Here is a 24,522-nt window from a genome sequence, read left to right as displayed (position 1 = left end):
ATATTCCTAAAAGTTTATTTAAGTTGAGTTATATAAGCTGCAAGGTCTGCTGCATCTTGATCTGAAGTGATAACAGCACTTGCTGCTTTCATTTGTTGTCCGTAGGTATCGTCTTCTTCAGAGCCTCGAATACCTGAACGGAAATGATTAAGTTGCGTCAATATGTACCAGTCATTTAATCCATTTAAATTAGGTGCACCTAATGCTTTGTTACCATGAGCATCAGCGCCATGACATGCAGCGCAAGTTTGAAATAGTTTTTCACCATCATGAGGATTTGCTGTAATGCTAGGAGTTGGTTTTGACGATTCTGTACTTGCTATCCATTCAACAATATTTTCAATTTCTTGTTCAGATAACTGTGAAACCATAACCATCATTTCACCACCCGTTTTATCTTCTGGGTGGTTACCGCGAATGCCGTCTCTAAAGTTTTTCAATTGACGGTTAACATACCAAGGAGATAATTGAGTGAGTCTAGGTGCGCCAATATTACTATTGCCTTTTAATTGGCTACCATGACAAACCGTACAATATTCAAGACCTTGTGGTGTTGCAGTCTCTTGTGCGGATAATGGTTTTGAAATAGTAAGTAATAAGCCAAATAATAAAACAGATTTAACTAACATGAATTTTACTCCCTTGATCAACACTGGCACTCAGTAATTTGTTGAGTTGTTGTAGAGCTTGTTCGCTTGATGCTAAAGCACCTTCTTGCCAGCCACTGTGATGACTTATTTGGTCGCCAATCATAAAGTGACGGCCTTCTGGTTTTTGTAAAAAGTGGAAGTACTTTTCAAAGTCTTCTTCACTCATCCGCATGCCACAGCCCATTTGATGATTCATGCGCCCCCAAGGAATACTGATGCCGTTTTCAATATTCTTGCTGTAACCTGGGTGAATTTTTTCGCCAGAAATGGCACCAACTTTAAGACGTTCTGCAGGGGATAGCGCTTCAAACATTGCGCTTATTTTGGGATCCCATGTATAAGCACCTAGCAACACACCTTTTTGTGCATTAATGTCGTGTGATGGATACCAGATTTGGCTGATTGGATCTGCTGAGTAACTAATGCCGCCATAAATTCCATCTTTCTCCCAAAATCTTTCTTTCATCTGGTAAGCAATTTTGAATAAATGTCCGCGTTTAATACTGTTTAGTGCGGTTTGATATTTAGTTGTGAAGTTGTTTTCAATTCCGGCCATAAAATACGCTGGAATATTATTGAAACAATAATCGGCTTGTACGGTATGAAACTTACCGCCTTTTTCGTAAGTAACTTCTACACCATTATCGCGGTTATATATTTTCTTAACCTGGGCATTTAAAGTAGGCTGCTTTTTAAGATTTCTAAGGAAGCCTTTAACTACCGCATCCATACCACCAAGTGGTTCCATTAAAGGTTCACACCAGTCGTATAATTCAGCACCTAGTAGACCGCCATACCAAAATCGGCTATCTAACATCGCTTTTAATTCTAATGGAGCGTGAGGGGTTGGAAACTCCAACATTCTATCGGTTGTTGAACCAGCTCTTTCGCTGCCTATGTATTTTCCGTTTTCGGTTAAATCACCAAATGCTTTGGAAAAAGACATGAGCTTTTCAACATCTTCTTTGCCGAGCATTTGATCAAAAGTACTTGAGTCTGCAGATTTCCATAACAACTCAGACATTAAGCCACGAGCATCTGTGTGGTATTCAATAATACGTTTAGGTTTACCACCTAAAAACTGATCATCCTGGAAGTAAGCCATTTTGCTACTGTTAGCTTTGACCTGTAATGGTACATTTAGTGCCTTACAATAGTGCAACAAGCGACGGTGATGACCAGGAATTCGTGCGGGACCGCAATTGAAGAATAAATTTTCTTGTTTATCAAACTGACAGATTTGAGGATTACCCATCTCATCAATCTTATCGCCATTACGTACCGTTAAATTACGGCCTCCAGCACGAAATGATGCTTCTAAAATTGTACATTCGTAACCTGCTTTTTCCAACTCAAAAGCCGTTGATAGCCCAGCGATACCGGAGCCTAAAATGAGCACAGTTGGTTTTTTCTTTCCTGTTGCAGGTGTAACTTTAACGGGGCCAGAATAAGGGTCTTCATTGACTAAACCCATGGCCAGACTGGTTTTGAGTAATGCTGAAGAGCCGCCAACAGCACCAACGTAAGTAAGAAACTGTCTTCTGCTGATATTTTTCATATTATAGGGGAACCTTAAAAATCAATGATTAAAACTCAAGAAATCATGGATTTATCCTATATAAAGCTTATGCAGCCTTGAACGTAAAATAATATGCAGGGGGTCAACATTATTTATATACCCCCTGAAAACAAAGGGCTTTAAAACGATTATCTAATGTAAATTTTGTTACAGGAAGGGGGCAGGAGCTTTTGGCACTGAGGTTGCATTGTCTAAAAAGAAAATGACAAAAAAGTCTATGAAAATTATAAGGTTCTTATAAAGATATTATAAAATTGAATACTACTAATAAGGTTGTGATGTGATGTTAGTACAGTGGTTAAAAGTCAGAGTATTAGTAAAATTTGATACTAGGTTAGGTATCATATGAATACTAAGCAGTTACAATATTTTTTAGCAACAGCCGAACAAAGAAGCATAACCGCCGCGGCCAAAAAACTCGATATTGCCCAACCCGCCATTAGCTTACAGCTGGCCAATTTAGAGCATGAATTAAAAGTTAAGTTATTTGAGCGCGACTTCCGTGGAATGACATTAACGGAAACTGGCATTAAGTTTGAAAAACACGCAAAAAAAATATTAATGCAAATACAGATAGCCAAATCTGATGTAACCCAAAGTGAAAACGAATGTTTAGGTAAAGTGGTTGTCGGCCTTAGTCAGTCAGTATGTAATGTTTTATCAATGGAATTGCTCAATGAAATTGAACATCGTTATGAGAATATTGAACTAACGTTTCGGGTTGGCCCCTCTTATATCGTCGATAATTGGCTATCAGAAAACAAGATTGATATAGCCTTATGTTACGACGACTCAGAGTTCCTTGATTCTAAGGCGAACGTCATAGAATTAATCCGTGAAGATCTGTTTTTATATATTTCAGAAAAGCCTCAAAATCCAGCATACAGTGAACTTAAATTATATTCAGCTATCCCTTTTGTTGATTTACAAAACTACGAAATATTTATGCCTGATAAACAAGATGCCCTATCAAAGTTATTAGTGCAAACAGCAGACGATTCCGGAATAAAGCTGAAAACTAAAGATGCATTTGGCCAAATGATGACCACCCTACATTTTGTCACTCAGGGTTTAGGTTTAGTTGTGTGTCCATCATCATCAACCTTTCATTTAGAACAAAGCAAGCACATAAGAGGTATCAAAATTGTAGCTCCGCGTTTGCAACAGAAAGTGCATCTGATCAAGGCTGAACAAATTGAAAGTAATAGTGCGGTCGATGCTATATTTGAATTAATTCGCGAGGTTACAGCCAGCGTACATGGGAAAAATGATTGGCGAGGGACATTGTTAGATAAGAAATATTACCTGCCACAAGTAATTGATATTGAAACGTTTGTTGAGGGGTAATTACATACTCCGTAATCTTAATAACCTCAACAAACATTACCCTGTATAAACTCTACTTAGCTATAACGCCAATAAACGACGTGTCGCTAAAAGGATTAATCTTGTCTTCTTGGCGGTGGCGGACGTCGACCACTGGCTTCGCATGATTGATTATCCCCTTCAATTGCACTTTCAACAGCACAACCTTGCTCAGCTTGGAAACAGCCAATTATTTGATTTTTACCAGCATCATTAGCATGGTAATGATAGCCAATCCCATCGGTAATATGACCTCGACAAGAATCAAGATCACTAGGCTCTATTAGCTTGGCGTTTAGTCGGCTGTAGATCATAAAGCCATCCATTGCATAACCAATGGCAGGGGCATGATCAACTAAGGTTTCAACTTCTTTTGTACAGCCAGTGACTGCATGATAATGATAACCAACATGAGTATTTACATGACCGCCGCAATCATCAAACGGTGCTAATGTATGGGCACCAAGAATGGCTTCAACAGGCGCTGGTGCATCAAATTTAACACCATTGAATGCGATACCAATTCCAGAGTGAGGGTTCATTCGTTGTGCTTTATCTAGCGGAACTGGATGAGCCGGAATTAAATAAGTGATTTGTTGGTTTTCATCTGCGTACGACGGCTGACATTCAACACAGTAATTTTGATATTCTTCAGCTACATCTGGACGAGCTGCAGCCATACAAGCTTCTTTACTATCAGTTACTTTTATTTCACCAGTTTCAGGATTGAATAACTCCCATTCATTGTCTTTATAAAATTCAGCTAAGTTTTCAATAAACTGGCCATCAGCATCGTAGACTTTACCTTTATCTAGCCAAATACCGGACTTTTCAGGACCGTCACTAATGTTACGTGGGCACCAAGGCCCTGTTTTATGTTCCGTTTGTAAAGATGTCACAGTAACGCTAAAACACTCAGTTTTTGTGCCGCCAGATAATGTACAAGATACAAGCTCCGGCGCTACTTTTGTTGAACTCTTGTTAAATAATTCGGCAATGTTAGCAAGTTGAACTTGGTGTTCCTTTTCATGTTCAGTTGCATGATGTTCGTTATCACTATGAGGCGAGCAAGCAGCAACTGCTAAACTGCCAGTAAATATAAACATTAATTGAGTAATCGCTTTCATATAAATTTCCAATATTGAGTATTTGTTGTGTGAAAATATGAACAGAGTGTTATTGCTATTTGTTGCCCCAAATTTTTGAAACCGCACGATCATTACCTAACAGGCCAACGATTTCGCATACAAAGCCAAGTAAGAAAAATACAATGAAAGGAATAAACCCAGCTAGTTGTTCTGAGGTAATTGCTGACATGGCTGAAACACCTGATAGAACAAAGAACAAAATACCAACCACAATGGTAATTTTTCTGTGGGATTTTTCGTGATTAAATTCACCTTCACCAGACTCAAAAAAATTTAGGATTGGACTGAATATTTTTCTAAATGTACTTCTCATAATTACTTCTTATAAGGTTAATACGGTTCAATATAGTTTGTTATTTAGACATATTGGCAGACTGTCTACTTATCTTCAATTAGTCGACGGAAACATTATCTATCAGTTGTGTCCGATTAGGGTCATACTGAGCTTGAGGCACATCAATATGCTTTGATGCTGCCCTTGATTATTCTAGTACCCCGCCCTTGAGTTGGCGATTGTCGACTTTAGGTTTTAGGCACTTATTACTAAGGTAAATATTATGAGCAAAGGGCAAGACAGTAAAAAAGACAATAAAAAGAAACCATTATTAACTGCAAAAGAAAAGAAAGCAGCTAAGAAAGACAAGAAAGCAGAATCTAATGTGATCGGACGTCAATAAAGAATTGGGCTACCAACTATTATGAATATATTTGGTAGCCTTTTTATTTAAGCTAATTTAGCTATCAATGTAATGCTTGTTATAAAAACAATACACTTAACAGAGCCAAAATAGCAGGAATCCCCTGAATAAAAATTATCGACTTCTTAACCGTAGCTGATCCAAAAGCAGCCGCAATGATCACACAAGATAAAAAGAATACCTGCAGTTGAAATCCAAACACTGGATTACTGTGCAATAAGCCAAATATAAGCCCAGCTGCTAAAAATCCATTATACAAACCTTGATTGGCTGCCATTGCTTTGGTTTGTTCTGCGAATGATTTCTCTAAGCCAAATACTTTTAATGTACGTGGTTTGGTCCACATAAACATTTCCATGATGAGTATATAAATATGCTCAACAGCGACTAATGACACAAGAATAATAGATAAAGTGGACATGGTTTGTTCCTAGAATTTGGTTTAATGCGTTTAATATAAAGCGCTAACTTAGCAATAAATATAAAAAAAGCCTAATAATGATCGCTCAATATTAGGCTTGGTTTATTTAGTTTTTGTACTGCAGAATAGTTTAGCTAGTTAGCATTGTCTGATGATGGCCAGTTTTTTCTTAAAATAATCATAAGTAACAATCCAAGAAACAATAAGCCTAGATTTAAAACTTCAGATAAAACTTGTACAAATGAAGCTCCCATTTGATCAACATTTAAAAATGCCTGAACACTTGCAGTACTCGGTATCAGTAAACTCAATGCAACTAAAGGTGATGGAATCGATTCTACAGGCCATGCAAAACCAGCAAGAAATATTATTGGGATTGATGTAGGTACTAAGTAAATTACAGCCTGTACACGATGACGAATGTAGGAACCAATCACGACGGCCCAAGCCGCAGCCGTTAAAGAAAAAATAACGATAAGGGGTAATAAATTTCGTAACAGCCCTAGGTGAGGATAATCTTCACGCCAATAAACAATACCTAGGTAATATAAGGTGTTGATAATGCAAATAGTAGCAGCGGCAAAAACCAAGGCTAATCGATTTCTCGAATGCTGCATATTAAAAGGAGCAGAACGAGACTCTCGCCAAGTGCCAAGTAACATACAAATCCCCAATAACAGTGTTTGCTGTAGTACGACTACGGCGACGGCTGGCACAACATAAGTGGAGTAACCTCCCGTTGGGTTTGATGCAGCTCTAAACTCTAATCGTACAGGTTCACTTCGTTCTTGAGCTTGCGCAGTAGATACTGATTTCTTAAGTTCATGCTCAATTTTAAATTGACTCGACAAAGCTTGCACTGCTCCGCTAAAACCTAGCAGTTCTCCACGGTTAAACATAAAATAAGCGCCATTACCGAGAACGATGGCTTTCGCGGTTTCACCGCGCATAACATGCTTGCGAAAACCTTTAGGAATAATTAATCCACCTTCAATGTCACCATCCCATAACGCCTGCTTTATTTCATCGGGATGAGTGACAACATTAATCACTTCAATATCAGGACTTGCATCAGCTAAACGGATTAATTGGCGACTCAAACTACTACGGTCTAAATCTGCTATAGCTACCGGGATTTGTCGAACAACTTCGGTGCTATAAGGAAAAGGGTAATAAATTGAATATATTATTGGTCCAATAATAACTAACAGTAAAATATTAATATCTTTCACAATAGCTAATAATGAGCGCCAATAAGCTAACCAAAATTCTCTCATAACTGGCAACCTACATTCTCTGTTCTACAACGACGTCGTATTTGAGCAATAACAAAAGGAAGCGGTAACAAAATAAAACCGAGTAATATTAATAATTCGGGTATCGAATTAACTACAGGTGCACCCAATTCAACTTGCTCTATTTGTAGACGCAGTAAAGATCGAACCGGTAACATATAAGTCCATACTTGTGCTATTAAAGGCATTGCATGTTGTGGGAATGTGATCCCGACATAAGCAAAAGCTGGAGCGGTAAAAAAAACGGTAAACGACAGTCCCGTGGCTAAGTTGGATGCAATACTTGTGAACAGAATCCCCAATACAATATAAGCCAAAATCATTAATTCCCAACCTAAGATAAGCAAGCTTAAACTGCCGTTTACCGGCCAGGCTGATATAGCAAAAAGCCAGATTAAACAGGCAAATGCAATGACCGAAGCGATAATAAATACGGGCAATACTTTGGCCGTTATAAGGGCGTAAATACTAGTTCCAGCGTTAAGGTTTTTTGCCCAAGTATTAGCTTGAAGCTCTCGGCCAACAACAAAAGCCGTCCAAATCATCACAAACATTTGTAACATAGCTGGCAACAGACTTGAGACAATAAAAAATTGATAATTTTGATAAGGATTAAATAACGTTCTAAGTTCAGATTGTATCGGCGAATAATTCACATGAGCGGCCAAACGACTCTCAGCGCGTTTTGTTAATGAGGTTATTTCAATACCCGCAGAGATAGTTCCTGTTACTTGGCGTAAACTCTTTGAAATAGTGGATGAAATTGTCAAATATTGACCGCTACTCCAACTGACGATACTTGTTTGCCGACCGGTTTTGATGTCTTTTGCGAAATCGTTAGGGATTAGGACAAAAGCATAAATAGAGGCTTGCTCTAAAAGTTCACGTGCTTGCTCGGTTGAATTAAGCTGCTTAACAATATGCATTTCAGGCGCGGCTTCTAGCATTCTTATATAACTACGAGAAAGTGCAGACTTGTCGTTGTCAATTACTGCTATTGGTAAGTCAGTTAAAGTACCCGAGGAAAAAATCCATGCCACTGAAGTCATACTTGCCAGTAAAATGGCAACCGCAATAAGACACTCTCGGCCATTATATCGATAGTATTTCAGCTCACGTTTAAGTGCTGTGATGAAACTCACTTTATGTTGAAATTGGCTTTGCACGTAACGGATCCTTTGCTGTTATTTAATTAACACACTCATACCAGGTCGTAATCCATCTACCGGTTTGTCAGGTCGCATACGTACTTCAAAAGTTTTGATGTCATAGCCAGATGAGTAACGTGTCGCTCGCCAAGTTGCAAACTCAGCTTGAGGAGCAATGTAATACACCGACAATGATATTTTTTGGTTCCCTAACGCTGGCACTGTGCCGATAACATTTGTATTCATCCGAAAATTATTTAAATGATCTTCACGTACATTAAGCACTACCCAGGAGTCAGACAGATCAACAATGGTTATGACCGGAAACCCAGTTGGAGCAAGTTCTCCAGCATCAACGAGCACTTGAGTTATTTGACCTGAAATAGGTGCGCTAAGGTGCGTTTCGGCAGAATACGCCGAGACTTCAGCAATGACACCTTCAGCTTGATTTACCATGGCAGTCGCAGCCGCTTTATCTTCTTTTCTGGCACCGTTAAGTGTCATGTCATATTGTGCTCTAGCTGCTTTTTCTGCATCACTTGCCGCTTGGTAATTTGTTTGTGCTTCGTCATGCTTTTGCTCAGAGATCAGACCCTCTTTATACAAGGCATCAAATCGTTCAAAGGTTTTTTGTGCAAGATCCGCGGCTGATTGCGCTCTAGCCCATGCAAATTGAGCCATTCTTACTTCTTCTTCTCTGACTCCAGTATCTGCTTTATTACTCATTGCCTGTGCGGCATCGCGTCCTGCACTAGCTTGTGACATTTTTGCATTTATTTCAGGGCTATCTAATTCAAAAAGAAGATCACCAGCTAATACATTGTCGCCTTCACGAACCAATACTTTATTAATTCTACCTGCTATTTTTGCAGCTACATCAACTTCTCGGGCTTCAACTTGTCCTTGAAACGCCAAAGGTGTAGGCGATGATATTGTGAATAACGCAAACCCTATTATGGCAAGAATGGCCAGAACCACTGCGATTAAAAAGGCTTTGTTTTTCATTATTTAGTTTCCTTAATTGACAGTCTGACATCAGCCTGACTCACGTAATCGGTAAAGTTTTTTAGTTGGCCGCTTGCATCTAACAAATCAACCAGTGATACAACAAACCCATACGCCGCTTTAGCTCGTTCGGTTTCAGCTCTGGCTGCAGCCAGTCGAGCATCAACCACATCAAGTGATGTTCCCATGCCTTCTGAAAATAAACGTTCTCTCAGCTTTAGTGTTTCTTGGGCAAGTTCGATATTTGATTCCAATAGCATAAATTGTTCGCGTGACCGGTTAACGCTACGGTAACTCCTTTCTATGTAAGTATTTATATTGGACTCAAGTTCTCGTTCAAGTGCATTCACTCTGTTGACTTGCGCTTTAGCGGAACTCACACGTCGGCTTCGGTCGTATCGGTCAAACAAGGGATAACTTACTTTAATACCAACCACCCAATCAGGCTCTAATAAAGGCAATGGATTAGACAAGTCAGTGTCCTCTTGGACTAAATTATAACTACCATAAGCCACGACAGTTGGTTTCCAACGGGCTTCTTCAATTTTCTTACTTTGTATTGCTTGTTGGCGCTTTGCACGAACTTTGGCTAATTGGCTGTGATTGGAAGACCCTGATTTAAGGAAATCATCTAATGGAGCAAGTGGCTTGGTTATGACAAATAATTGGTTAACAGGCTTGACCGATTGCTCACTACGTAATAGCCGACGTAATGTGACATCGGCAATACCAAAGTCAGCACGAGCTTGTTCTAAATTTCGACGCGCTTCATCGTAGGCCACCTGGGCATGCAGCCGCTCTACTTTAGATAATATCCCCTCACTTTCAAAGCGAACTGCTTGATGTAAGTGATGCTCAACACCTTTTAAAACATCTTCACGAATTGCTAATACATTTTCAGCTAACAGATGACCAAAATAAACGGTTGCGAGTATTTTTTCTTGGTGATCAATTGTACCAGTACGTTCAGCTTCAGCTACTGCGATACTTGCATCGGCTAATCGTTGCGCTGCGCTTGTAGTGCCACCTGAATATAACAACCAACTAGAGCTGATCGCCGCATTGGGGTTAGTGGAATTAAAATCAAGCGCTATAGAGCTTGGTAATAACTGATCAGCCCCAGGAATAACTTGACCCGCAGCTTGCTGGAACGACTCAATATTCAGGTCACGTTCTAAGCTATAAGCTTGAACTCCAGCGGTAATGTTCAGTGTGGGTAAATTTAAATCATCAAGTGATGCACGACGATCCCGTTCACTACCTACATTATAATTTGCCGCTTGAATGGCATCAGACTGCTGACGAAGCTTTAGTAAAGCTTGCTCATAGGTTAGCGCTTCATTGGCATCAGCAAAGAAGGTAAGAGTGCCAATGATGCAAAATAAAACGGAGTGTAAATATTTAGATTGCCATACTTTTTTTTGATGAAACATGGTTAATTAAACCTGCTGATTTGCGATAAATTTACACCTGAGTCTTGATTCAGATGTCGGATAATGAATATTAGAGAACTTATGATCCTAACCGTGTATTAATATTGTCATAAAAACTGTAAACAAGCTCATTGATTTTAAAGCAGTAATTTTTATTCCTCAGTATGAAATAAAAATGCCAATTACACTACTCGGTATTTCCCGTAACTAAATGTGGTTATTACTAATAGATTAATGATCAATAAAATAGTTAGCACAAAGGTTATTAACAAAATTGCTTCAAAGTCCATTAAACATCACAGCAGCTGTCCCAAAAGTTAGACATCATTTTTATCGAAATTGATCCCTCTTGTTATCAAGTGCGTATGAAGGAGTTAGTAATAACCTGTGTCGGTACAGACTTCACAAGCGATAATTAAAAGGCCAAAGTAACAATGAGAGATAACAATGCAAGCTAAGCACCTTAAACTCATTTTGGGCGATCAATTAAACGCGCAGCACACTTGGTTTAGAGTAGTTGATGACGATGTTGTTTTTGTTATTGCAGAACTTCACCAGGAGGCTAATTACACCAAACATCACATTCAAAAAATCACCGCGTTTTTTTCTGCAATGCACGAATTTGCCAAAACACTTGAGTTGCAAGGTCACCGTGTATGTTACTTAACACTTGATGATACTCAGGCATTTGAGGACTTAACTGCACTGATCGTTGGCTTAGTAAAAAAATATGATAGCGAAAGCTTTAGCTATCAAAGGCCCGATGAATATCGCCTGCGAGAGCAGCTAAAGAACATCACTTCACATATTAATATACCTGTGTATGAAGCGGACACCGATCACTTTTTATTACCATTTGATGAATTACCAAACCATTTTACTAAAGCCACTCATGTAAGAATGGAAAACTTTTATCGGTCTATGCGTAAGCGTTTTAATATTTTAATGGAAGGTGATAAACCCACTGGTGGCGCTTGGAACTTTGACAGTAATAATAGGCAATCGTTTAACAAATCTGACATTAAAGTTATCCCCAAACCGTTAGTGTTTAACAATGATGCCAGTGAATATTTAGCACGCATTAAACAACACGGCATTAAAACCATGGGGAAAGAGTCAACTGAGGTCGCTTATCCAATTAATAAAGAGCAATCATTAACGCTACTAAGGTATTTTTGCCAACACCAATTGCCAAACTTTGGTAATTTTCAAGATGCGATGACCATGGCTTCACCTTATGCATGGAGCTTGTATCACTCACGATTAAGCTTTGCTATTAACTGTAAAATATTAAACCCTCAGGAAGTTATTCAAACAGCGTTGCTGGCTTATGAAGAATCTGAGGGCAAAATTACCTTACCTCAAATTGAGGGATTTATTAGGCAAATACTAGGCTGGCGAGAGTATGTACGCGGCATGTATTGGATAAACATGCCTGAGTATGCAGACCAAAACTTTTTGTCTGCGCAGCGTGATTTACCTGACTTTTTTTGGCACGGTAAAAGCAATATGCAATGTTTGAACAGTGCGATTACACAATCGTTAGATCATGCTTACGCACATCACATACAACGGCTTATGATCACAGGTAACTTTGCTTTATTAGCTGGGATATCACCAAAACAAGTGGATGAATGGTATTTAGGAATTTATATCGACGCGATTGAGTGGGTTGAATTACCCAATACACGAAGCATGGCATTATTTGCTGACGGGGGTTGGATAGCGACTAAACCATACGCTGCCAGTGGTAATTATGTAAATAAAATGAGTGATTACTGTAAAGGTTGCAAGTACAAGGTAAAAGAAAAAATAGGCGAGAACGCATGTCCATTAAACAGTCTGTACTGGAACTTTATTGGTGAGAATTATGACAAGTTATCTTCAAATCATCGTATGAGTTTCCCCGTTGGTAATTGGAGAAAAATGGCAGAAGCGCAAAAAATTGAAATAACTGAGCACGCAAATTATCTATTAAATAACCTAGATACGCTTTAAGCGTTTCAGCCTACATACTCCAGCGATTATATAAAGAATGCCGCCAATATTATGTATTGAATAGGTTAGCTCAGGATAAATTAAGAAACAAAGACGTTTTAATATCGCTAGCAACACCAACAAGACATTTAACGGCTTCACTCATTTCTCATATTAATAACCTCATTTAAAGTAACAATATCTCAGAATTGAAAAAAACATTTTAATTTAACCCCTTTTTCAAACCTCAAGCGTTTTACTACTGAAGTTAATTACGCGCACTTAACTTCCTTAACTTATCCAACAATAAATTGAGGAATTAATATGAACACAATAATACAGCCTTCAACAACATACTTAGCTGCACCTTCTTTAGTAAAAATGGTGCTAAAAGTCTCAGGTTTTACCATTGCTGGCACCGTAATGGCACTCGTTCTCTTTGTTATTATGAGTAAATTGGCAGAAACAGAAGTGTCATTTATTGATCCTGCTCCGGTTATCACGGTTGATGTCAATGGTGTAAAGAATGAGGAAGCCACTAAGGAGAAAGTAAAGCCATTACCTGAGCCTCCAAAACCGAAACCTATGCCGCCACAGGTTCCACAAGATCTAGTTCAAAACGATCATTTGGAACTTGGGCCTCCAGGAATTGATGTGGAAATACCAAGTATAGGATTAACAAAAATTGGTTTAGGTGGTCAAAAAAATAAAAGTGCGACACCAATATTTCGAGTGGAACCTCAATACCCAATTAAAGCTGCTACTGAAGGGATTGAAGGTTGGGTTAGCTTATCCTTCTCTATAGATAAATTGGGACGTGTAATCGATGTAAAGGTTATGGATGCTGAGCCAAAACGTTATTTTGAACGTGCGGCACGCAAAGCGCTTAAAAAATGGAAATACCAACCTAAGTTAGTTAATGGCGAGGCTATGGTACAAAGTGGCCAGTCAATATTACTTGAATTTGGTATGACGCAAGGCTAGCCTATTGTTTATAGCAACACGCTTTAGTTGCATTAAAGACTATTCTTGGCAACGTTTGTCGCAGTATTAATAGTACCCAGTAGGGAATATTAAGGATGAAAATGGGATTTGGAATAACCGTTAGAAACTGGTTAAACATCGCAGAAAGTAGTGAGAATTTGATGCTCAAATACGCTGATACAAGTGATGTTAAATATCTGAATGAGTTGATTAAACGCATAGGGGACGACTTATTCCATTATCTTTTATCACAAACCGCTGCAGACTTAGCCCACGATATCTATCAGATAACGTGGGAAAAGGTGATTAAACGCCGTAAGTCGTACAGTGATACTGGCAGTTTTAAAGCTTGGGTATTTAAAATTGCCAGATTTAGCTTAGTTGACGAATATCGCCGAGTCGGCCGTTGGCATTGTATAGAGTTTGATGAATTAGCCGATCAACAATCAAGTCTTGTTGACGTGTTGATGATGGAACAAGACAAACAATCCTTCGACGAGGCATTAAACTCGCTGCCATTTTTACAAAGAGAAGTGTTCATATTACAGCAAGAAGGGTTGCGCTTACGTGAGATTTCCAACATCACCCAAACTGAAATGGAAACGGTAAAAAGCCGACTTAGATACGCAAAATCAACCTTAAAACAAAAGCTGTTGTTAGAAGATAAACTGTCATTAGAAGATAGAGAGACTGTAAAATGAGCGAGAAACATTCAGAACAAGTTTTACAGGAGCTTTATCTTAAAAGAAAAGCCCACAAAAAAGCGCCAAAGCAGCTTAATGATCAAGTGTTGAGCTATGCCCGACAAACCAAATCACCGATATGGCGCTGGTTAAATGGACCCGCTATTTCAGCCGCTTTTTTGTTAGTGATCGTATTTGGAATTCAACAGAACAGTGACATATCTGATCCGGTATCCACTTATACCGTTAGCCAAGGCTTCAGTAGCGATTTAGAGGTAGTTTATTATCATGATGTTCACCTTCAAAACAATGATGTAAACCATAATGAAAAGTCAGCAGGTGACGCACAATATCGTCAATATTTAACTGCATTATCTGAGTTAAACGATAGAAAATCGTTACATGGATTTATAACCGTTAACGACGATGTGATGGTGATCAAAGTGTGTGATTTGGGGTTGGTGCAGTTATCACAAGATGTGATAAAGCAATTAGACCAAAACGAGAAAATAAGTACGCTTGAAATAGGATCACCGGTAACGTTACTGGCGGATAATAGTGGCCGACTTCACCAGATAATAAACTCAAATACCCAGAGCTATGACAACAACGCGGAAATGTGTGATTGATAAAGTAAGCCGGTGTCGTCAGATTATTTAATGTAATTATTAGTGTAAATTCACAAGCAGTTAACAACGAGTGACCATTACAAATATTAAAAAAGCCTAATAATGTTTGCGCATTATTAGGCTGTTAAATATTACTTTATGTTCAAAGCTATTTACTTCAACGGGTTAGGTTAAAGTTACAAACTCTTCTGAAGATGTTGGGTGGATAGCCACACAAGAATCAAAGTCTGCTTTGGTTGCGCCCATTTTCATAGCAACGCCAAACCCTTGTAGGATTTCATCCATACCAAGACCAATACCGTGAATACCTACTACTTTTTCATTGTCGCCAGCACAAACTAATTTCATTTTAGTCATTTGACGATGTGAAGTAACCGCTGTGTACATAGCCGCAAAGCTTGATGTATATACTTTTACGTTCTCTGCACCATATTCAGCAATTGCTTCTGGTTCAGACAAGCCCATAGTACCAATAGCAGGATGGCTAAATACCACGGTTGGTACGTTAGTGTAATCCATAACAACATTAGTAATGCCACCAAATAAACGTTCTGCCAATATACGACCAGATTTAACGGCAACAGGTGTTAACTCTATCTTGCCAATAATATCGCCAAGGGCATAAATGCCTTTCACGTTGGTTTCATGATGTTCATTTACTGGAATATAACCGCGTGCATCAGGTGTAACGCCAGTAGACTCAATATTAATATTATCCGTAGCTGGTGTTCTACCAATAGCCCAAATAACACAGTCAGTTTCCACAGACGTGCCATTCTCAAAATGCAGTACCAAGCTACCGTCTGCTTGTTTAACAACTTTAGATGGCGTGCTTTGAGTTAATATCTCAATGCCTTCCTCTGTCATCATTTCCGCTAAGGTTTCTGACAAGATAGGATCAAAATTACGTAATGCCATGTGTTTACGTACGGCTAATTTAGTTTCTGTGCCTAAGCTATGCAATACACCAGCAAGCTCAACAGCTATATAACCCGCACCAACAACAACTGTGCGTTTAGGTTGTTCTGTTAAATCAAAAAAGCCATTTGAGTCGATACCAAGTTCAGCACCTTCAATTGTTGGCCAAGTTGGGCTGCCGCCCGTTGCGATTGTAATGTGATCGGCTGTGTATTGTACGCCGTCAACTTCAACGGTATTAGCATTAACAAACTTAGCAAAACCGTTGATAACCGTAATTTTGTTGTTGGCTAAAACGCGGTCGTAAGAACCATGAATACGTTTAATATAAGCTTCGCGGCTTTCTACTAATTTGCCCCAATCAAATTTATTAACGGTGACATCAAAACCATAATCAGCGCTGTATTTATGAATAGCTTCTGCTACTTGCGCACCAAACCACATTGCTTTTTTAGGAACACAACCCACATTTACGCAAGTGCCGCCCATGTGTTTAGCTTCAATAAGTGCGACTTTTGCACCGCGCATAGACGCTCTGTTTGCTGAGGCAATACCGCCGCTTCCGCCACCGATGGAGATGTAATCAAAATGTTGTGTCATGTGAGAATTCCAATATTGAATTATAGTAATAAGGACAATGAAGTAAGAATATGGTGTTAACCATAGAAAACCAAATCAAAAAAGTCGATAACGTTAATCGGTTTAATTTAACCAAGTGTGAATATTAGACCTTATATTTGATTAAAAACATTCAAACTAAGCAGTTTTTGTTAATAAAAACGTAATTAACTCTAAGTACTCTCTTTGGGTTTTTAACGCTTTATGATTCGGTTTGAACTTACCGTTGATTATTAATGTTGGCACACTGCCAATTCCTTGCTTGCGCAATGCGCTAGTTTTTATACGCATTGTATTGGCCGCCATGTTGACTTTAAAGCTACCAAAGATTTTATCAAGTTTTACACTGTCCACTCCATTTAACAAAAACAGGTTTTTAACCTCTTTTGCGGTGGAAAAGTCAGCTTTGCCTTTGTGGATGTAAGAGAAAATAACGGCTACCATCTTATCTTCAATATTTAATAATCTTGCGGTAGCTAAGGCTTTGGTCAGTAGATGCTCAACTTCAATACTTCTACCAGGCATACCATCCACATGCGTTTTAACAAATTGACTTGGCTGATCTAACAAGGTCTTAACGTTATCCATAAAAGACTCTGCTTTGTAGCAGTGTGGGCAATAAAAAGAGAAAAATTCTGTAACTTGAGGTGTGCTAGTTTGTGTCCCATCTATTTCAATATAATGCTCACCAAGTATAAATTGCTCGGTTTCATCGGCTTGAACTGGAGCGACACTAAGATAACTCACTAGTATAAGTAGCCCCAAAATAACGACTTTTAATTTCATATTTACTTCCTATATAAAAAATATGACTTCTTCATTAGAAGTTGTTGTCGAGTGAAATTCAAGCAAATATTATTGTAGTGTTGGTTTTTGGATAAGTTTTAAATCAAAAAAACATTTCACTTGTTCGCTGGTTTTCAGTTCACTATACAAATTAAGTCAGCACATTCATGGCTCGACTATATATTTTTAAACTTTTTTAATTTTTTTAAAACAAGTGGCTTTAGCCTGTTTATATAAACAGTAAGTTATGTAGGGTAAGTTTGCACTGACAAGCCTAATAAACGCTCGTTTTTACAACAATATTTCATTTGCATAAAGAAAAACAACTGTTTATTATTTCAGCTATAAATTGATTTATGCACATCATATAGTGTTATTGAAAAAAATAATTACTAGTATGTAGTGTTTTGAAAAGGAGTGCCATAAAGAAGAATATCTGACCTTTCTTCTTTATGGCTTATTCAAATTAACAAGAGAGCTAACCCGAATATTGGAAAGCAAATACTAATAGATATTTAGCATAGTTTAAAGATTTATTAATTATAGCTTGGCTCTCTTTCATTTAAAATTTACATAAGGAGTGCTAAATGCCTCAATATATAGTTAATAAAAATCCCGATAATAAAGGGTTACATGAAGTTCATGCTTTAAATTCATGTGTGAGCCATAATTATCCAAATACTTCAAACCAAGTAGATTTGGGTTTTCACATTAATTGTTATCTAGCTATTGCATATGCAAAAGTTTTATACCCGAGCAGTAAATTCGATGGTTGTTTTTATTGTGCTAATGATTGCCACACAGGTTAAGGGGATAATAATGAAGACTAAATCAGGAAAAAAGAAAGTACACGTTCCGTCGCATACTAAAAAAGATGGAACTAAAGTTAGAGAGCACTATCGTTCAACACCTAACTAATTTTTTATAGAGGCATGTTTTTTTACATGCCTCTAACTGCTTCATCAAAGCGGCCAATATTGAAGGTATTTAAAAGTGCTATCTATCCAAATTTACTGATACCGCTCGGATACATTTAGTAATTTCATTAGGAGTCATAAATAAAAGGGGTCAGGGTTAAATTAAATCATCTCCTTTAATCCAATAGTTATTGTATTCAGCTAATTAAAGAATCAACGAGCGGATTTAACTTCTGTCCTACTTCTACTTTCGTTGTTATGACTGACCCCTTTTATTACATATAAGTCACCTACCCCTTGTAAAACTATGATCTAGATACTACTTATCTACTATTATTCGAATAATCATAAAAATTATTGAGAACTCATGTCTGAACAAAATAATCCGTTATTAGCTAATCTGAACTTACCTGCATTTTCTAAAATTAAACCAGAACATATCAAGCCAGCAATAGAGCAGTTAATAACTGAGTGTAAGACAGCGATTAAAACTGCCGTTGAGCAAACTACGCCAACATGGGAAAACTTAGTGTTAGCGATTGATGAAGTTGACGACAAACTGAGTAAAGCATGGTCACCGGTTTCCCATATAAATTCAGTTCTTAGCAGTGATGAACATCGTGAAGCTTATGAGTCATGTTTACCTTTGTTAACTGAGTATTCAACTTGGGTTGGCCAGCACAAAGGCTTATATCAAGCATATAAAACCTTAGCTGAGTCTGCTGAATTTAAGTCCTTTAACACCACGCAACAAAAAGTGATCAACAACGCATTACGTGACTTTAAATTATCGGGCATAGACTTAGATGCAGAGAAACAAAAACGTTACGGTGAAATCCAAGCGCAATTATCTGAGCTAAGTTCAACGTTTAGTAACAATGTTTTAGATGCAACCAGTGCTTGGCAAAAACTGATCACAGACGAGTCAGAATTAAAAGGCTTGCCAAATTCAGCCATTGCTGCAGCAAAACAAATGGCACAAATGAAAGAGTTAGACGGCTGGCTATTTACGTTGGACGCGCCAAGTTATTTACCTGTGATGACATATTCTGACAACGCAGCCTTGCGCCAAGAAATGTACACCGCATTTGCTACTAGAGCGTCTGATCAAGGCCCTAATGCTGGCGAGTTTGATAACTCAGAAATTATTGATCAGTTGCTAGCACTGCGTCATGAAGTCTCTAATTTACTTGGTTTTGAGACTTATGCGGATAAATCATTAGCAACCAAAATGGCGGAAAACACCCAGCAAGTGATTGGGTTTTTAGACCAACTAGCTGAAAAATCTCACGCCCAAGCAAAACAAGACCTGGCTGAATTAACGGAATTTGCCAAAACTGAATATAACGTTACTAGCTTAAATCCTTGGGATAACGCGTTTTACAGTGAGAAATTAAAACAACAAAAATACGCAATATCAGATGAAGAACTTCGCCCGTACTTTCCAGAAGACAGAGTGTTGTCAGGTTTATTCACTACCGTAAATAAACTATTTGGTATTACCGTTACAGAACAAAAAGACAAAGTAGATGTATGGCATAAAGATGTCCGATTTTTTGATATTAAAGATGCCGATGACAACTACCGCGGTAGCTTTTATTTAGATTTATACGCTCGTGATAAAAAACGTGGCGGCGCTTGGATGGACGACTGTAAAGGTCGCGCTATTTTAGCGGACGGTGCATTACAAACGCCAGTTGCCTACTTAACCTGTAACTTTAGTCAGCCAATTGGCGACAAAGCGGCGCTATTTACTCACGACGAAGTAATTACTTTATTCCATGAGTTTGGTCACGGTATTCATCACATGCTGACACAAGTTGATGAAGCTGCGGTTTCAGGTATCAATGGTGTTGCTTGGGATGCAGTAGAGCTGCCAAGTCAGTTCTTAGAAAACTGGTGTTGGGAAGAGGAAGCATTGCAGTTTATTTCTGGTCATTTTGAAACAAATGAACCATTACCAAAAGACATGCTAGATAAAATGCTTGCCGCTAAAAACTTCCAGTCGGCCATGATGATGGTTCGCCAAATAGAATTTAGCTTATTTGATTTTCGCATCCATGCAGAGTTTAATCCTGAAACGGGCGCTAACGTTCAACAAATATTGGATGATGTACGAGACAAAGTTGCTGTGATTAAACCACCTGCGTTTAATCGTTTCCAACATGGTTTTGGCCATATATTTGGTGGCGGGTACGCGGCGGGATATTACAGCTACAAATGGGCAGAAGTATTATCTGCCGATGCATTTGCTAAGTTTGAAGAAGATGGCATATTTAATCCAGAAACCGGCAAACAGTTCTTAAATTGCATTTTGGAAAAAGGCGGTAGCGCTGAGCCGATGGAATTGTTTAAAAACTTCCGTGGCCGTGAACCGCAAATAGATGCATTGTTACGTCACTGTGGTATTGCTGCTTAAATATAGCCCTGTAAAATAACGCTTTAATATTTATAGAGTGACTTTGATAGTTATTCATATAATTATGTAGTGTATTAGCTCCCACACTCAAGGTGGGAGTTTTGCATTTCACACGCGACTAAATTGATCAAAAAATATGACTGAAATTAAAAACCTAGAACCTTTTACCGACATTCTCAAACGCGCCTCTGAACGTAAAGGCAGTGAAGATTTTGTATTGGATATGGCAGGACATACTTTTAACAAAGATGAAATTGCCCAAATACCAGACTCTATGTGGTTGGCTGCCTTTACCAAACAGATATTCCAAAGTGGCTTTGTTTGGCGCGTGGTTGAAAATAAATGGGCTGGTTTTGAAGAGGTGTTTTTTAATTTCGACATTGAAAAAATGTTAATGATGCCGGACGAAATGTGGGAAGCTAAATGCAAAGACGAACGCATTATTCGCAACGGTAAAAAAGTCATGACCATTAAAGATAACGCACAAATGATCTTTGAAATTGCTGCAGAGCATGGCTCGTTTGGTCAGTTTATCGCGAATTGGCCAGCTCAAGATGTTATTGGATTATGGGCGTACCTTAAAAAACATGGTTCACGGTTAGGCGGAAACACCGGACCTTATGCTTTGCGTCGTTTAGGTGTCGATACCTTTTTAATTAGTCAGGACAATGAAGCGTATTTTAGAGCGTATAAACATATCGACGGTGGTGTTAGCAGTAAGAAAAGCCAAAAAAGCATACAAGATTGCTTTGATGTTTGGCAGCAGAAGACAGGCTATTCGTATCAAGCATTAAGTCGAGTTTTGTCGTATTCCGTGGGCGATAACTTTGTTGGCGTTGATACCAATGGTAGGTAAATCCGCAATGGCAGATAAATCATCTGAGCTAAATAACCCAGAACAATCCGACATCATACAATTTGTAAATTGGCGTGCAGCTCCACTTGAGATCATAGAATTAGCTGAGTCGTTCGGTTGGAACATGACAAACAAAGCGCCAACAGATAATCAGCTTTTTGCCGCCTTTGATGACGGTAAATTGTTTTTAACTCGCGACAGTAAAACCAAAATCTTTGTTGATTTTGCTGAGGGCGCAAGCGCTCATAGGCAAAAGTTTGGTGGCGGTAAAAACCAAGCTATCGCTAAAGCTGTTGGGTTAAATAAAATAGATTTAGCCAAAAAATCATTACACGTATTCGATGCAACCGCTGGCATGGGGAAAGACGCCTTTGTATTAGCGTCTTTAGGATGTAACGTTACTTTAGTGGAGCGACAGCAGCCGATTTACGCCTTGTTGATCGACGGCTTTCGCCGAGCAAAAACCTCGTCTCACTTACCCTGGTTTGACGAACGCATGACGGTAATTAATGCGCCAGCACAACAAGCCTTAACGGATGCGCTTGCTGAAAAACAGTTGGTTGATGTTGTGTATTTAGATCCAATGTTTCCACATCGTGAAAAATCGGCAGCGGTTAAGAAAGATATGGCTCTGTTCCAAACTTTTGTTGGAACAGACGATGATGCAGACGAGCTGTTACCAAATGCAATTCAGTTAGCTCAAAAACGTGTAGTGGTTAAACGCCCAGATTACGCTCCGTTTTTAAATAACCAACAACCGAGTACACAAATTAAGACTAAGAAAAATCGATTTGATGTGTACGTCAATGCTGCCATGGCATAGACGGGTTGTTAATGTTATTTATCTTTATCAGATCCTATCTAACACCAAAATAGGTTATAATCCGCAAATATTTGGCTTTACCGATAAAATAAATGCAATTTATATTGTGGTTATTATGTAGGTTTAGGAAGCCAAATTCGCTTAAGAATAATCCGCGAAAATAAGAAAAATACAGGAATTATGATGATAGAAGTAAACACTAAGCTACCGAGTGTGCAGTTTCAATATTTTGTTGATGGTGAAATGATCACCGCTACTACGGAAGAATTATTTGCTGGTAAAAAAGTGGTTATGTTTGCAGTGCCAGGAGCATTTACTCCTACATGTTCAAACAGCCACCTTCCAGGTTATGTTGTTAACTATGAAAAATTTGCTGAAAAAGGCGTCGACACAATAATTTGTTTATCAGTAAACGATGCATTTGTTATGGATGCCTGGGGTAAAAGCCAAAACGCTGAAAACATTATTATGCTTGCAGACGGCGGCGCTGATTTTACTAAAGAAATTGGATTAGAAGCTGAAACCGGAATTTTCGGTGGCACTCGTTCTCGTCGTTACGCTATGGTTGTTGAAGACGGTATGGTGCAAGTGTTAAACGTCGAAGAACCTAAAGAGTTTGAAGTAAGCGACGCGGAAACAATTTTAGCGGCGCTTTAATCGTTTAAGCCAGCTAGAGCATAAAGAGGCATAGTGAGTAAATCCGAAATGACGACTAACTCAGTACAGAAAGTTAACCCACAACTATGCCCTTTATGCACTAAAGATAATGCCTGTGGCAATCTTTTAAGCAATCACCTTACAGACAGTAAGCTTAAAAGTAATTACCTTGAAAACAGTCGCCCTGCTTGCGATGCAGAAAAGAAACTCACCTGCTGGTGCCAAGACCCAAACATTCAATTTCCTCCAGAGCTTTTACAACAAGTGCCAGACGAGCTAAAAAACAAAACCTGTATTTGCCAGTCCTGCGCAATGGCGTTTAAGGCTTAATTCTAGGTTAGCTAATCGCCTTGTTACTCTTTCTATCTTTTTTCATTTTCAAAATACTTGCAACGGAATAGATAATTAACGCTGTCCAAATAAAGCCGAATGTAACCCAACGATCTTCCCCAACTTTTTCACCATAAATAAACACAGCAAACATAAACATGATGCTTGGGCCTATGTACTGGAAAAACCCCATGGTTGAATAATTTAGGCGTCGAGCTGCGGCAACAAAACATAAAAGTGGTGCTGTGGTAATGAGACCTGCGGCCATTATTAATAAGTTAAAACCTATGGTGTTATTGGCCATATTGCTAGCGTCGGTTGGCACCATAAACCACCAATATAAAACGGCGGGAATTGTTAGTAATAATGACTCCATTAATAAGCCAGATACAGAGTCGACAGATACTGTTTTACGGATAAGGCCATAAACTGAGAATGAGATGGCAAGGGCAAAGGCAACCACAGGAAATGAGCCAAACGTCACCACTTGAATAGTAACGCCAACAAAGGCTAAACCCACAGCGGCGTACTGTAATTTTGATAACCGTTCACCCAAAAAGAACATACCTAAGGCTACGTTTAATAAAGGGTTTATGTAATATCCTAAGCTAGCGTCGAGTAAATGATTGTTGTTAATTGCCCAAATAAACAACCACCAGTTAAAGGCCAATATTGAGGCACTGGCAATTAATATGAGCAGGGTTTTAGGTTTTTTAAGGATACTTGAAATTTGTGACCAATTCTTTTTTACCGAAATAATGATCATTAACAACAACGAAGACCAAATTATCCTATGCATTAATATTTCAGTTGGCACCATTGAATTTAACAACTTAAAGTAAGCTGGAATAATTCCCCACATTAAATAGGCAGCAATAGCTAAAAGTACACCTTGTTTAGCATTTGTATTCATTAACATTCTTCTTTTAAGTTAGGGGTTATTTATTTGTCATATTTTGCACTGCTTACATCGACTGATAGAGAGATGTTTTTCAATCTGAGAGCAAATTTAATGGAAAAGTGACTGTCTTATTAGCTCTTTATTTGATCTGTTATTTTATCTAAAGCAGCGATGTTAAATCTGATGGCTTGCTTGAAATGAGGCCGAGAGAATTACAGACTAATCAAACTTGTAGATAACGTGAATTTTCCTTCACAGAAGACAGCTGATGGATGGTACAAT

23 protein-coding genes are annotated in these 24,522 nt (G+C 38.5%); 11 read left to right on the top strand and 12 right to left on the bottom strand.

Annotation, left to right across the window (positions count from 1 at the left end; all coding sequences use genetic code 11):
- Positions 1-14: 14 nt before the first annotated feature.
- Together BTO11_RS03285 and BTO11_RS03280 are read right to left on the bottom strand one after the other, a co-directional pair.
- Positions 15-629: a c-type cytochrome gene (locus BTO11_RS03285; RefSeq protein ID WP_105051247.1), complete on the bottom strand. Its 615-nt coding sequence runs from the start codon at positions 627-629 to the stop codon at positions 15-17.
- Positions 619-2,208 (bottom strand): flavin monoamine oxidase family protein, encoded by a 1,590-nt coding sequence (locus tag BTO11_RS03280; RefSeq protein WP_105051246.1) that lies wholly within the window; start codon positions 2,206-2,208, stop codon positions 619-621. Before BTO11_RS03280 ends, BTO11_RS03285 begins: the two co-directional genes overlap by 11 nt.
- A 366-nt stretch (positions 2,209-2,574) precedes the next feature.
- On the opposite strand from BTO11_RS03280, the gene BTO11_RS03275 reads away from it, so the two are divergent.
- Entirely contained in the window at positions 2,575-3,576 is a 1,002-nt protein-coding gene (locus BTO11_RS03275; RefSeq protein WP_105051245.1) for a LysR family transcriptional regulator, read from the top strand.
- Positions 3,577-3,671: 95 nt separating this feature from the next.
- Here BTO11_RS03275 and BTO11_RS03270 read toward each other — a convergent pair whose 3' ends face one another.
- The 7 genes from BTO11_RS03270 to BTO11_RS03240 all read right to left on the bottom strand — a co-directional run bounded on the left by BTO11_RS03270 (position 3,672) and on the right by BTO11_RS03240 (position 10,742).
- Positions 3,672-4,721: a YHYH protein gene (locus BTO11_RS03270; RefSeq protein WP_181135825.1), complete on the bottom strand. Its 1,050-nt coding sequence runs from the start codon at positions 4,719-4,721 to the stop codon at positions 3,672-3,674.
- Positions 4,722-4,776: 55 nt separating this feature from the next.
- Positions 4,777-5,055 carry a hypothetical protein gene (locus tag BTO11_RS03265; protein ID WP_105051243.1) on the bottom strand — a complete coding sequence of 93 codons (279 nt, stop codon included), beginning with the start codon at positions 5,053-5,055 and terminating at the stop codon, positions 4,777-4,779.
- Between the two features lie 443 nt (positions 5,056-5,498).
- Complete coding sequence (locus tag BTO11_RS03260; protein WP_105051242.1) at positions 5,499-5,861, bottom strand: DUF1304 domain-containing protein; 363 nt, start codon at positions 5,859-5,861, stop codon at positions 5,499-5,501.
- Positions 5,862-5,995: 134 nt separating this feature from the next.
- Positions 5,996-7,138: an ABC transporter permease gene (locus tag BTO11_RS03255; RefSeq protein ID WP_105051241.1), complete on the bottom strand. Its 1,143-nt coding sequence runs from the start codon at positions 7,136-7,138 to the stop codon at positions 5,996-5,998.
- Complete coding sequence (locus BTO11_RS03250) at positions 7,135-8,322, bottom strand: ABC transporter permease (protein WP_105051240.1); 1,188 nt, start codon at positions 8,320-8,322, stop codon at positions 7,135-7,137. The genes BTO11_RS03255 and BTO11_RS03250 overlap by 4 nt, the downstream gene beginning before the upstream one ends.
- Before the next feature lie 18 nt (positions 8,323-8,340).
- Positions 8,341-9,309, bottom strand: coding sequence for an HlyD family secretion protein (locus BTO11_RS03245; RefSeq protein WP_105051239.1), 969 nt, complete (start codon positions 9,307-9,309; stop codon positions 8,341-8,343).
- Positions 9,309-10,742, bottom strand: a complete 1,434-nt coding sequence (locus tag BTO11_RS03240) for a TolC family protein (RefSeq protein WP_105051238.1) — start codon at positions 10,740-10,742, stop codon at positions 9,309-9,311. The genes BTO11_RS03245 and BTO11_RS03240 overlap by 1 nt, the downstream gene beginning before the upstream one ends.
- A gap of 447 nt (positions 10,743-11,189) precedes the next feature.
- On the opposite strand from BTO11_RS03240, the gene BTO11_RS03235 reads away from it, so the two are divergent.
- The 4 genes from BTO11_RS03235 (at position 11,190) to BTO11_RS03220 (ending at position 15,015) form a co-directional block, all read left to right on the top strand.
- The gene (locus BTO11_RS03235) at positions 11,190-12,740 is read left to right on the top strand and encodes a cryptochrome/photolyase family protein (protein WP_219846454.1); all 1,551 of its coding nucleotides are present in this window, start codon (positions 11,190-11,192) and stop codon (positions 12,738-12,740) included.
- Between the two features lie 303 nt (positions 12,741-13,043).
- Complete coding sequence (locus tag BTO11_RS03230) at positions 13,044-13,703, top strand: energy transducer TonB (RefSeq protein WP_105051236.1); 660 nt, start codon at positions 13,044-13,046, stop codon at positions 13,701-13,703.
- A 95-nt stretch (positions 13,704-13,798) separates the two neighbouring features.
- Complete coding sequence (locus tag BTO11_RS03225) at positions 13,799-14,404, top strand: sigma-70 family RNA polymerase sigma factor (protein ID WP_229793368.1); 606 nt, start codon at positions 13,799-13,801, stop codon at positions 14,402-14,404.
- Positions 14,401-15,015 (top strand): hypothetical protein, encoded by a 615-nt coding sequence (locus BTO11_RS03220; protein WP_105051235.1) that lies wholly within the window; start codon positions 14,401-14,403, stop codon positions 15,013-15,015. The genes BTO11_RS03225 and BTO11_RS03220 overlap by 4 nt, the downstream gene beginning before the upstream one ends.
- Positions 15,016-15,180: 165 nt before the next feature.
- Here BTO11_RS03220 and gorA read toward each other — a convergent pair whose 3' ends face one another.
- Both gorA and BTO11_RS03210 read right to left on the bottom strand, forming a co-directional pair.
- A complete protein-coding gene (gorA, locus tag BTO11_RS03215; protein ID WP_105051234.1) occupies positions 15,181-16,533 on the bottom strand; it encodes a glutathione-disulfide reductase in 1,353 nt (450 codons plus the stop codon).
- 156 nt (positions 16,534-16,689) lie between these two features.
- The gene (locus tag BTO11_RS03210) at positions 16,690-17,337 is read right to left on the bottom strand and encodes a thiol:disulfide interchange protein DsbA/DsbL (RefSeq protein ID WP_105051233.1); all 648 of its coding nucleotides are present in this window, start codon (positions 17,335-17,337) and stop codon (positions 16,690-16,692) included.
- A 587-nt stretch (positions 17,338-17,924) separates the two neighbouring features.
- Between BTO11_RS03210 and BTO11_RS03205 the strand changes: the two genes are divergently transcribed.
- From BTO11_RS03205 to BTO11_RS03180, 6 genes are all read left to right on the top strand, one after another.
- Positions 17,925-18,146, top strand: a complete 222-nt coding sequence (locus BTO11_RS03205; RefSeq protein WP_105051232.1) for a hypothetical protein — start codon at positions 17,925-17,927, stop codon at positions 18,144-18,146.
- 475 nt (positions 18,147-18,621) lie between these two features.
- A complete protein-coding gene (gene prlC, locus BTO11_RS03200; protein WP_105051231.1) occupies positions 18,622-20,673 on the top strand; it encodes an oligopeptidase A in 2,052 nt (683 codons plus the stop codon).
- A gap of 136 nt (positions 20,674-20,809) precedes the next feature.
- Positions 20,810-21,529, top strand: a complete 720-nt coding sequence (locus BTO11_RS03195; protein WP_105051230.1) for a DNA-3-methyladenine glycosylase I — start codon at positions 20,810-20,812, stop codon at positions 21,527-21,529.
- Positions 21,530-21,653: 124 nt separating this feature from the next.
- Positions 21,654-22,352, top strand: a complete 699-nt coding sequence (locus tag BTO11_RS03190; RefSeq protein WP_105053647.1) for a class I SAM-dependent methyltransferase — start codon at positions 21,654-21,656, stop codon at positions 22,350-22,352.
- A gap of 183 nt (positions 22,353-22,535) precedes the next feature.
- Positions 22,536-23,009, top strand: a complete 474-nt coding sequence (locus BTO11_RS03185) for a peroxiredoxin (RefSeq protein ID WP_105051229.1) — start codon at positions 22,536-22,538, stop codon at positions 23,007-23,009.
- A gap of 33 nt (positions 23,010-23,042) precedes the next feature.
- On the top strand, positions 23,043-23,339 hold the full coding sequence (locus BTO11_RS03180) for a cysteine-rich CWC family protein (RefSeq protein WP_219846453.1): 297 nt from the start codon (positions 23,043-23,045) through the stop codon (positions 23,337-23,339).
- 7 nt (positions 23,340-23,346) lie between these two features.
- Here the strand turns inward: BTO11_RS03180 and rarD are convergent, their stop codons facing one another.
- Positions 23,347-24,258 (bottom strand): EamA family transporter RarD, encoded by a 912-nt coding sequence (rarD, locus tag BTO11_RS03175; RefSeq protein WP_105051228.1) that lies wholly within the window; start codon positions 24,256-24,258, stop codon positions 23,347-23,349.
- Positions 24,259-24,522: the final 264 nt, after the last annotated feature.

It is taken from the genome of Psychrosphaera saromensis, from assembly GCF_002954545.1.
GTDB classification, from domain to species: Bacteria; Pseudomonadota; Gammaproteobacteria; order Enterobacterales; family Alteromonadaceae; genus Psychrosphaera; species Psychrosphaera saromensis.
The sequence above is the reverse complement of the archived record's forward strand: the minus strand, read 5'-3'. Positions and strand labels throughout refer to the sequence as shown.

Excerpts from the sequence above, each read along its gene's own strand:
- BTO11_RS03195 (WP_105051230.1), top strand. The coding sequence starts at position 20,810 with ATGACTGAAATTAAAAACCTAGAACCTTTTACCGACATTCTCAAACGC.
- BTO11_RS03275 (WP_105051245.1), top strand. The coding sequence starts at position 2,575 with ATGAATACTAAGCAGTTACAATATTTTTTAGCAACAGCCGAACAAAGA.
- BTO11_RS03210 (WP_105051233.1), bottom strand. The coding sequence starts at position 17,337 with ATGAAATTAAAAGTCGTTATTTTGGGGCTACTTATACTAGTGAGTTAT.
- BTO11_RS03240 (WP_105051238.1), bottom strand. The coding sequence starts at position 10,742 with ATGTTTCATCAAAAAAAAGTATGGCAATCTAAATATTTACACTCCGTT.
- BTO11_RS03235 (WP_219846454.1), top strand. The coding sequence starts at position 11,190 with ATGCAAGCTAAGCACCTTAAACTCATTTTGGGCGATCAATTAAACGCG.
- BTO11_RS03270 (WP_181135825.1), bottom strand. The coding sequence starts at position 4,721 with ATGAAAGCGATTACTCAATTAATGTTTATATTTACTGGCAGTTTAGCA.
- BTO11_RS03230 (WP_105051236.1), top strand. The coding sequence starts at position 13,044 with ATGAACACAATAATACAGCCTTCAACAACATACTTAGCTGCACCTTCT.
- BTO11_RS03265 (WP_105051243.1), bottom strand. The coding sequence starts at position 5,055 with ATGAGAAGTACATTTAGAAAAATATTCAGTCCAATCCTAAATTTTTTT.
- gorA (WP_105051234.1), bottom strand. The coding sequence starts at position 16,533 with ATGACACAACATTTTGATTACATCTCCATCGGTGGCGGAAGCGGCGGT.
- BTO11_RS03245 (WP_105051239.1), bottom strand. The coding sequence starts at position 9,309 with ATGAAAAACAAAGCCTTTTTAATCGCAGTGGTTCTGGCCATTCTTGCC.
- BTO11_RS03280 (WP_105051246.1), bottom strand. The coding sequence starts at position 2,208 with ATGAAAAATATCAGCAGAAGACAGTTTCTTACTTACGTTGGTGCTGTT.
- rarD (WP_105051228.1), bottom strand. The coding sequence starts at position 24,258 with ATGTTAATGAATACAAATGCTAAACAAGGTGTACTTTTAGCTATTGCT.
- BTO11_RS03185 (WP_105051229.1), top strand. The coding sequence starts at position 22,536 with ATGATAGAAGTAAACACTAAGCTACCGAGTGTGCAGTTTCAATATTTT.
- BTO11_RS03255 (WP_105051241.1), bottom strand. The coding sequence starts at position 7,138 with ATGAGAGAATTTTGGTTAGCTTATTGGCGCTCATTATTAGCTATTGTG.
- BTO11_RS03220 (WP_105051235.1), top strand. The coding sequence starts at position 14,401 with ATGAGCGAGAAACATTCAGAACAAGTTTTACAGGAGCTTTATCTTAAA.
- BTO11_RS03190 (WP_105053647.1), top strand. The coding sequence starts at position 21,654 with ATGACAAACAAAGCGCCAACAGATAATCAGCTTTTTGCCGCCTTTGAT.
- BTO11_RS03285 (WP_105051247.1), bottom strand. The coding sequence starts at position 629 with ATGTTAGTTAAATCTGTTTTATTATTTGGCTTATTACTTACTATTTCA.
- BTO11_RS03205 (WP_105051232.1), top strand. The coding sequence starts at position 17,925 with ATGCCTCAATATATAGTTAATAAAAATCCCGATAATAAAGGGTTACAT.
- prlC (WP_105051231.1), top strand. The coding sequence starts at position 18,622 with ATGTCTGAACAAAATAATCCGTTATTAGCTAATCTGAACTTACCTGCA.
- BTO11_RS03260 (WP_105051242.1), bottom strand. The coding sequence starts at position 5,861 with ATGTCCACTTTATCTATTATTCTTGTGTCATTAGTCGCTGTTGAGCAT.
- BTO11_RS03225 (WP_229793368.1), top strand. The coding sequence starts at position 13,799 with ATGAAAATGGGATTTGGAATAACCGTTAGAAACTGGTTAAACATCGCA.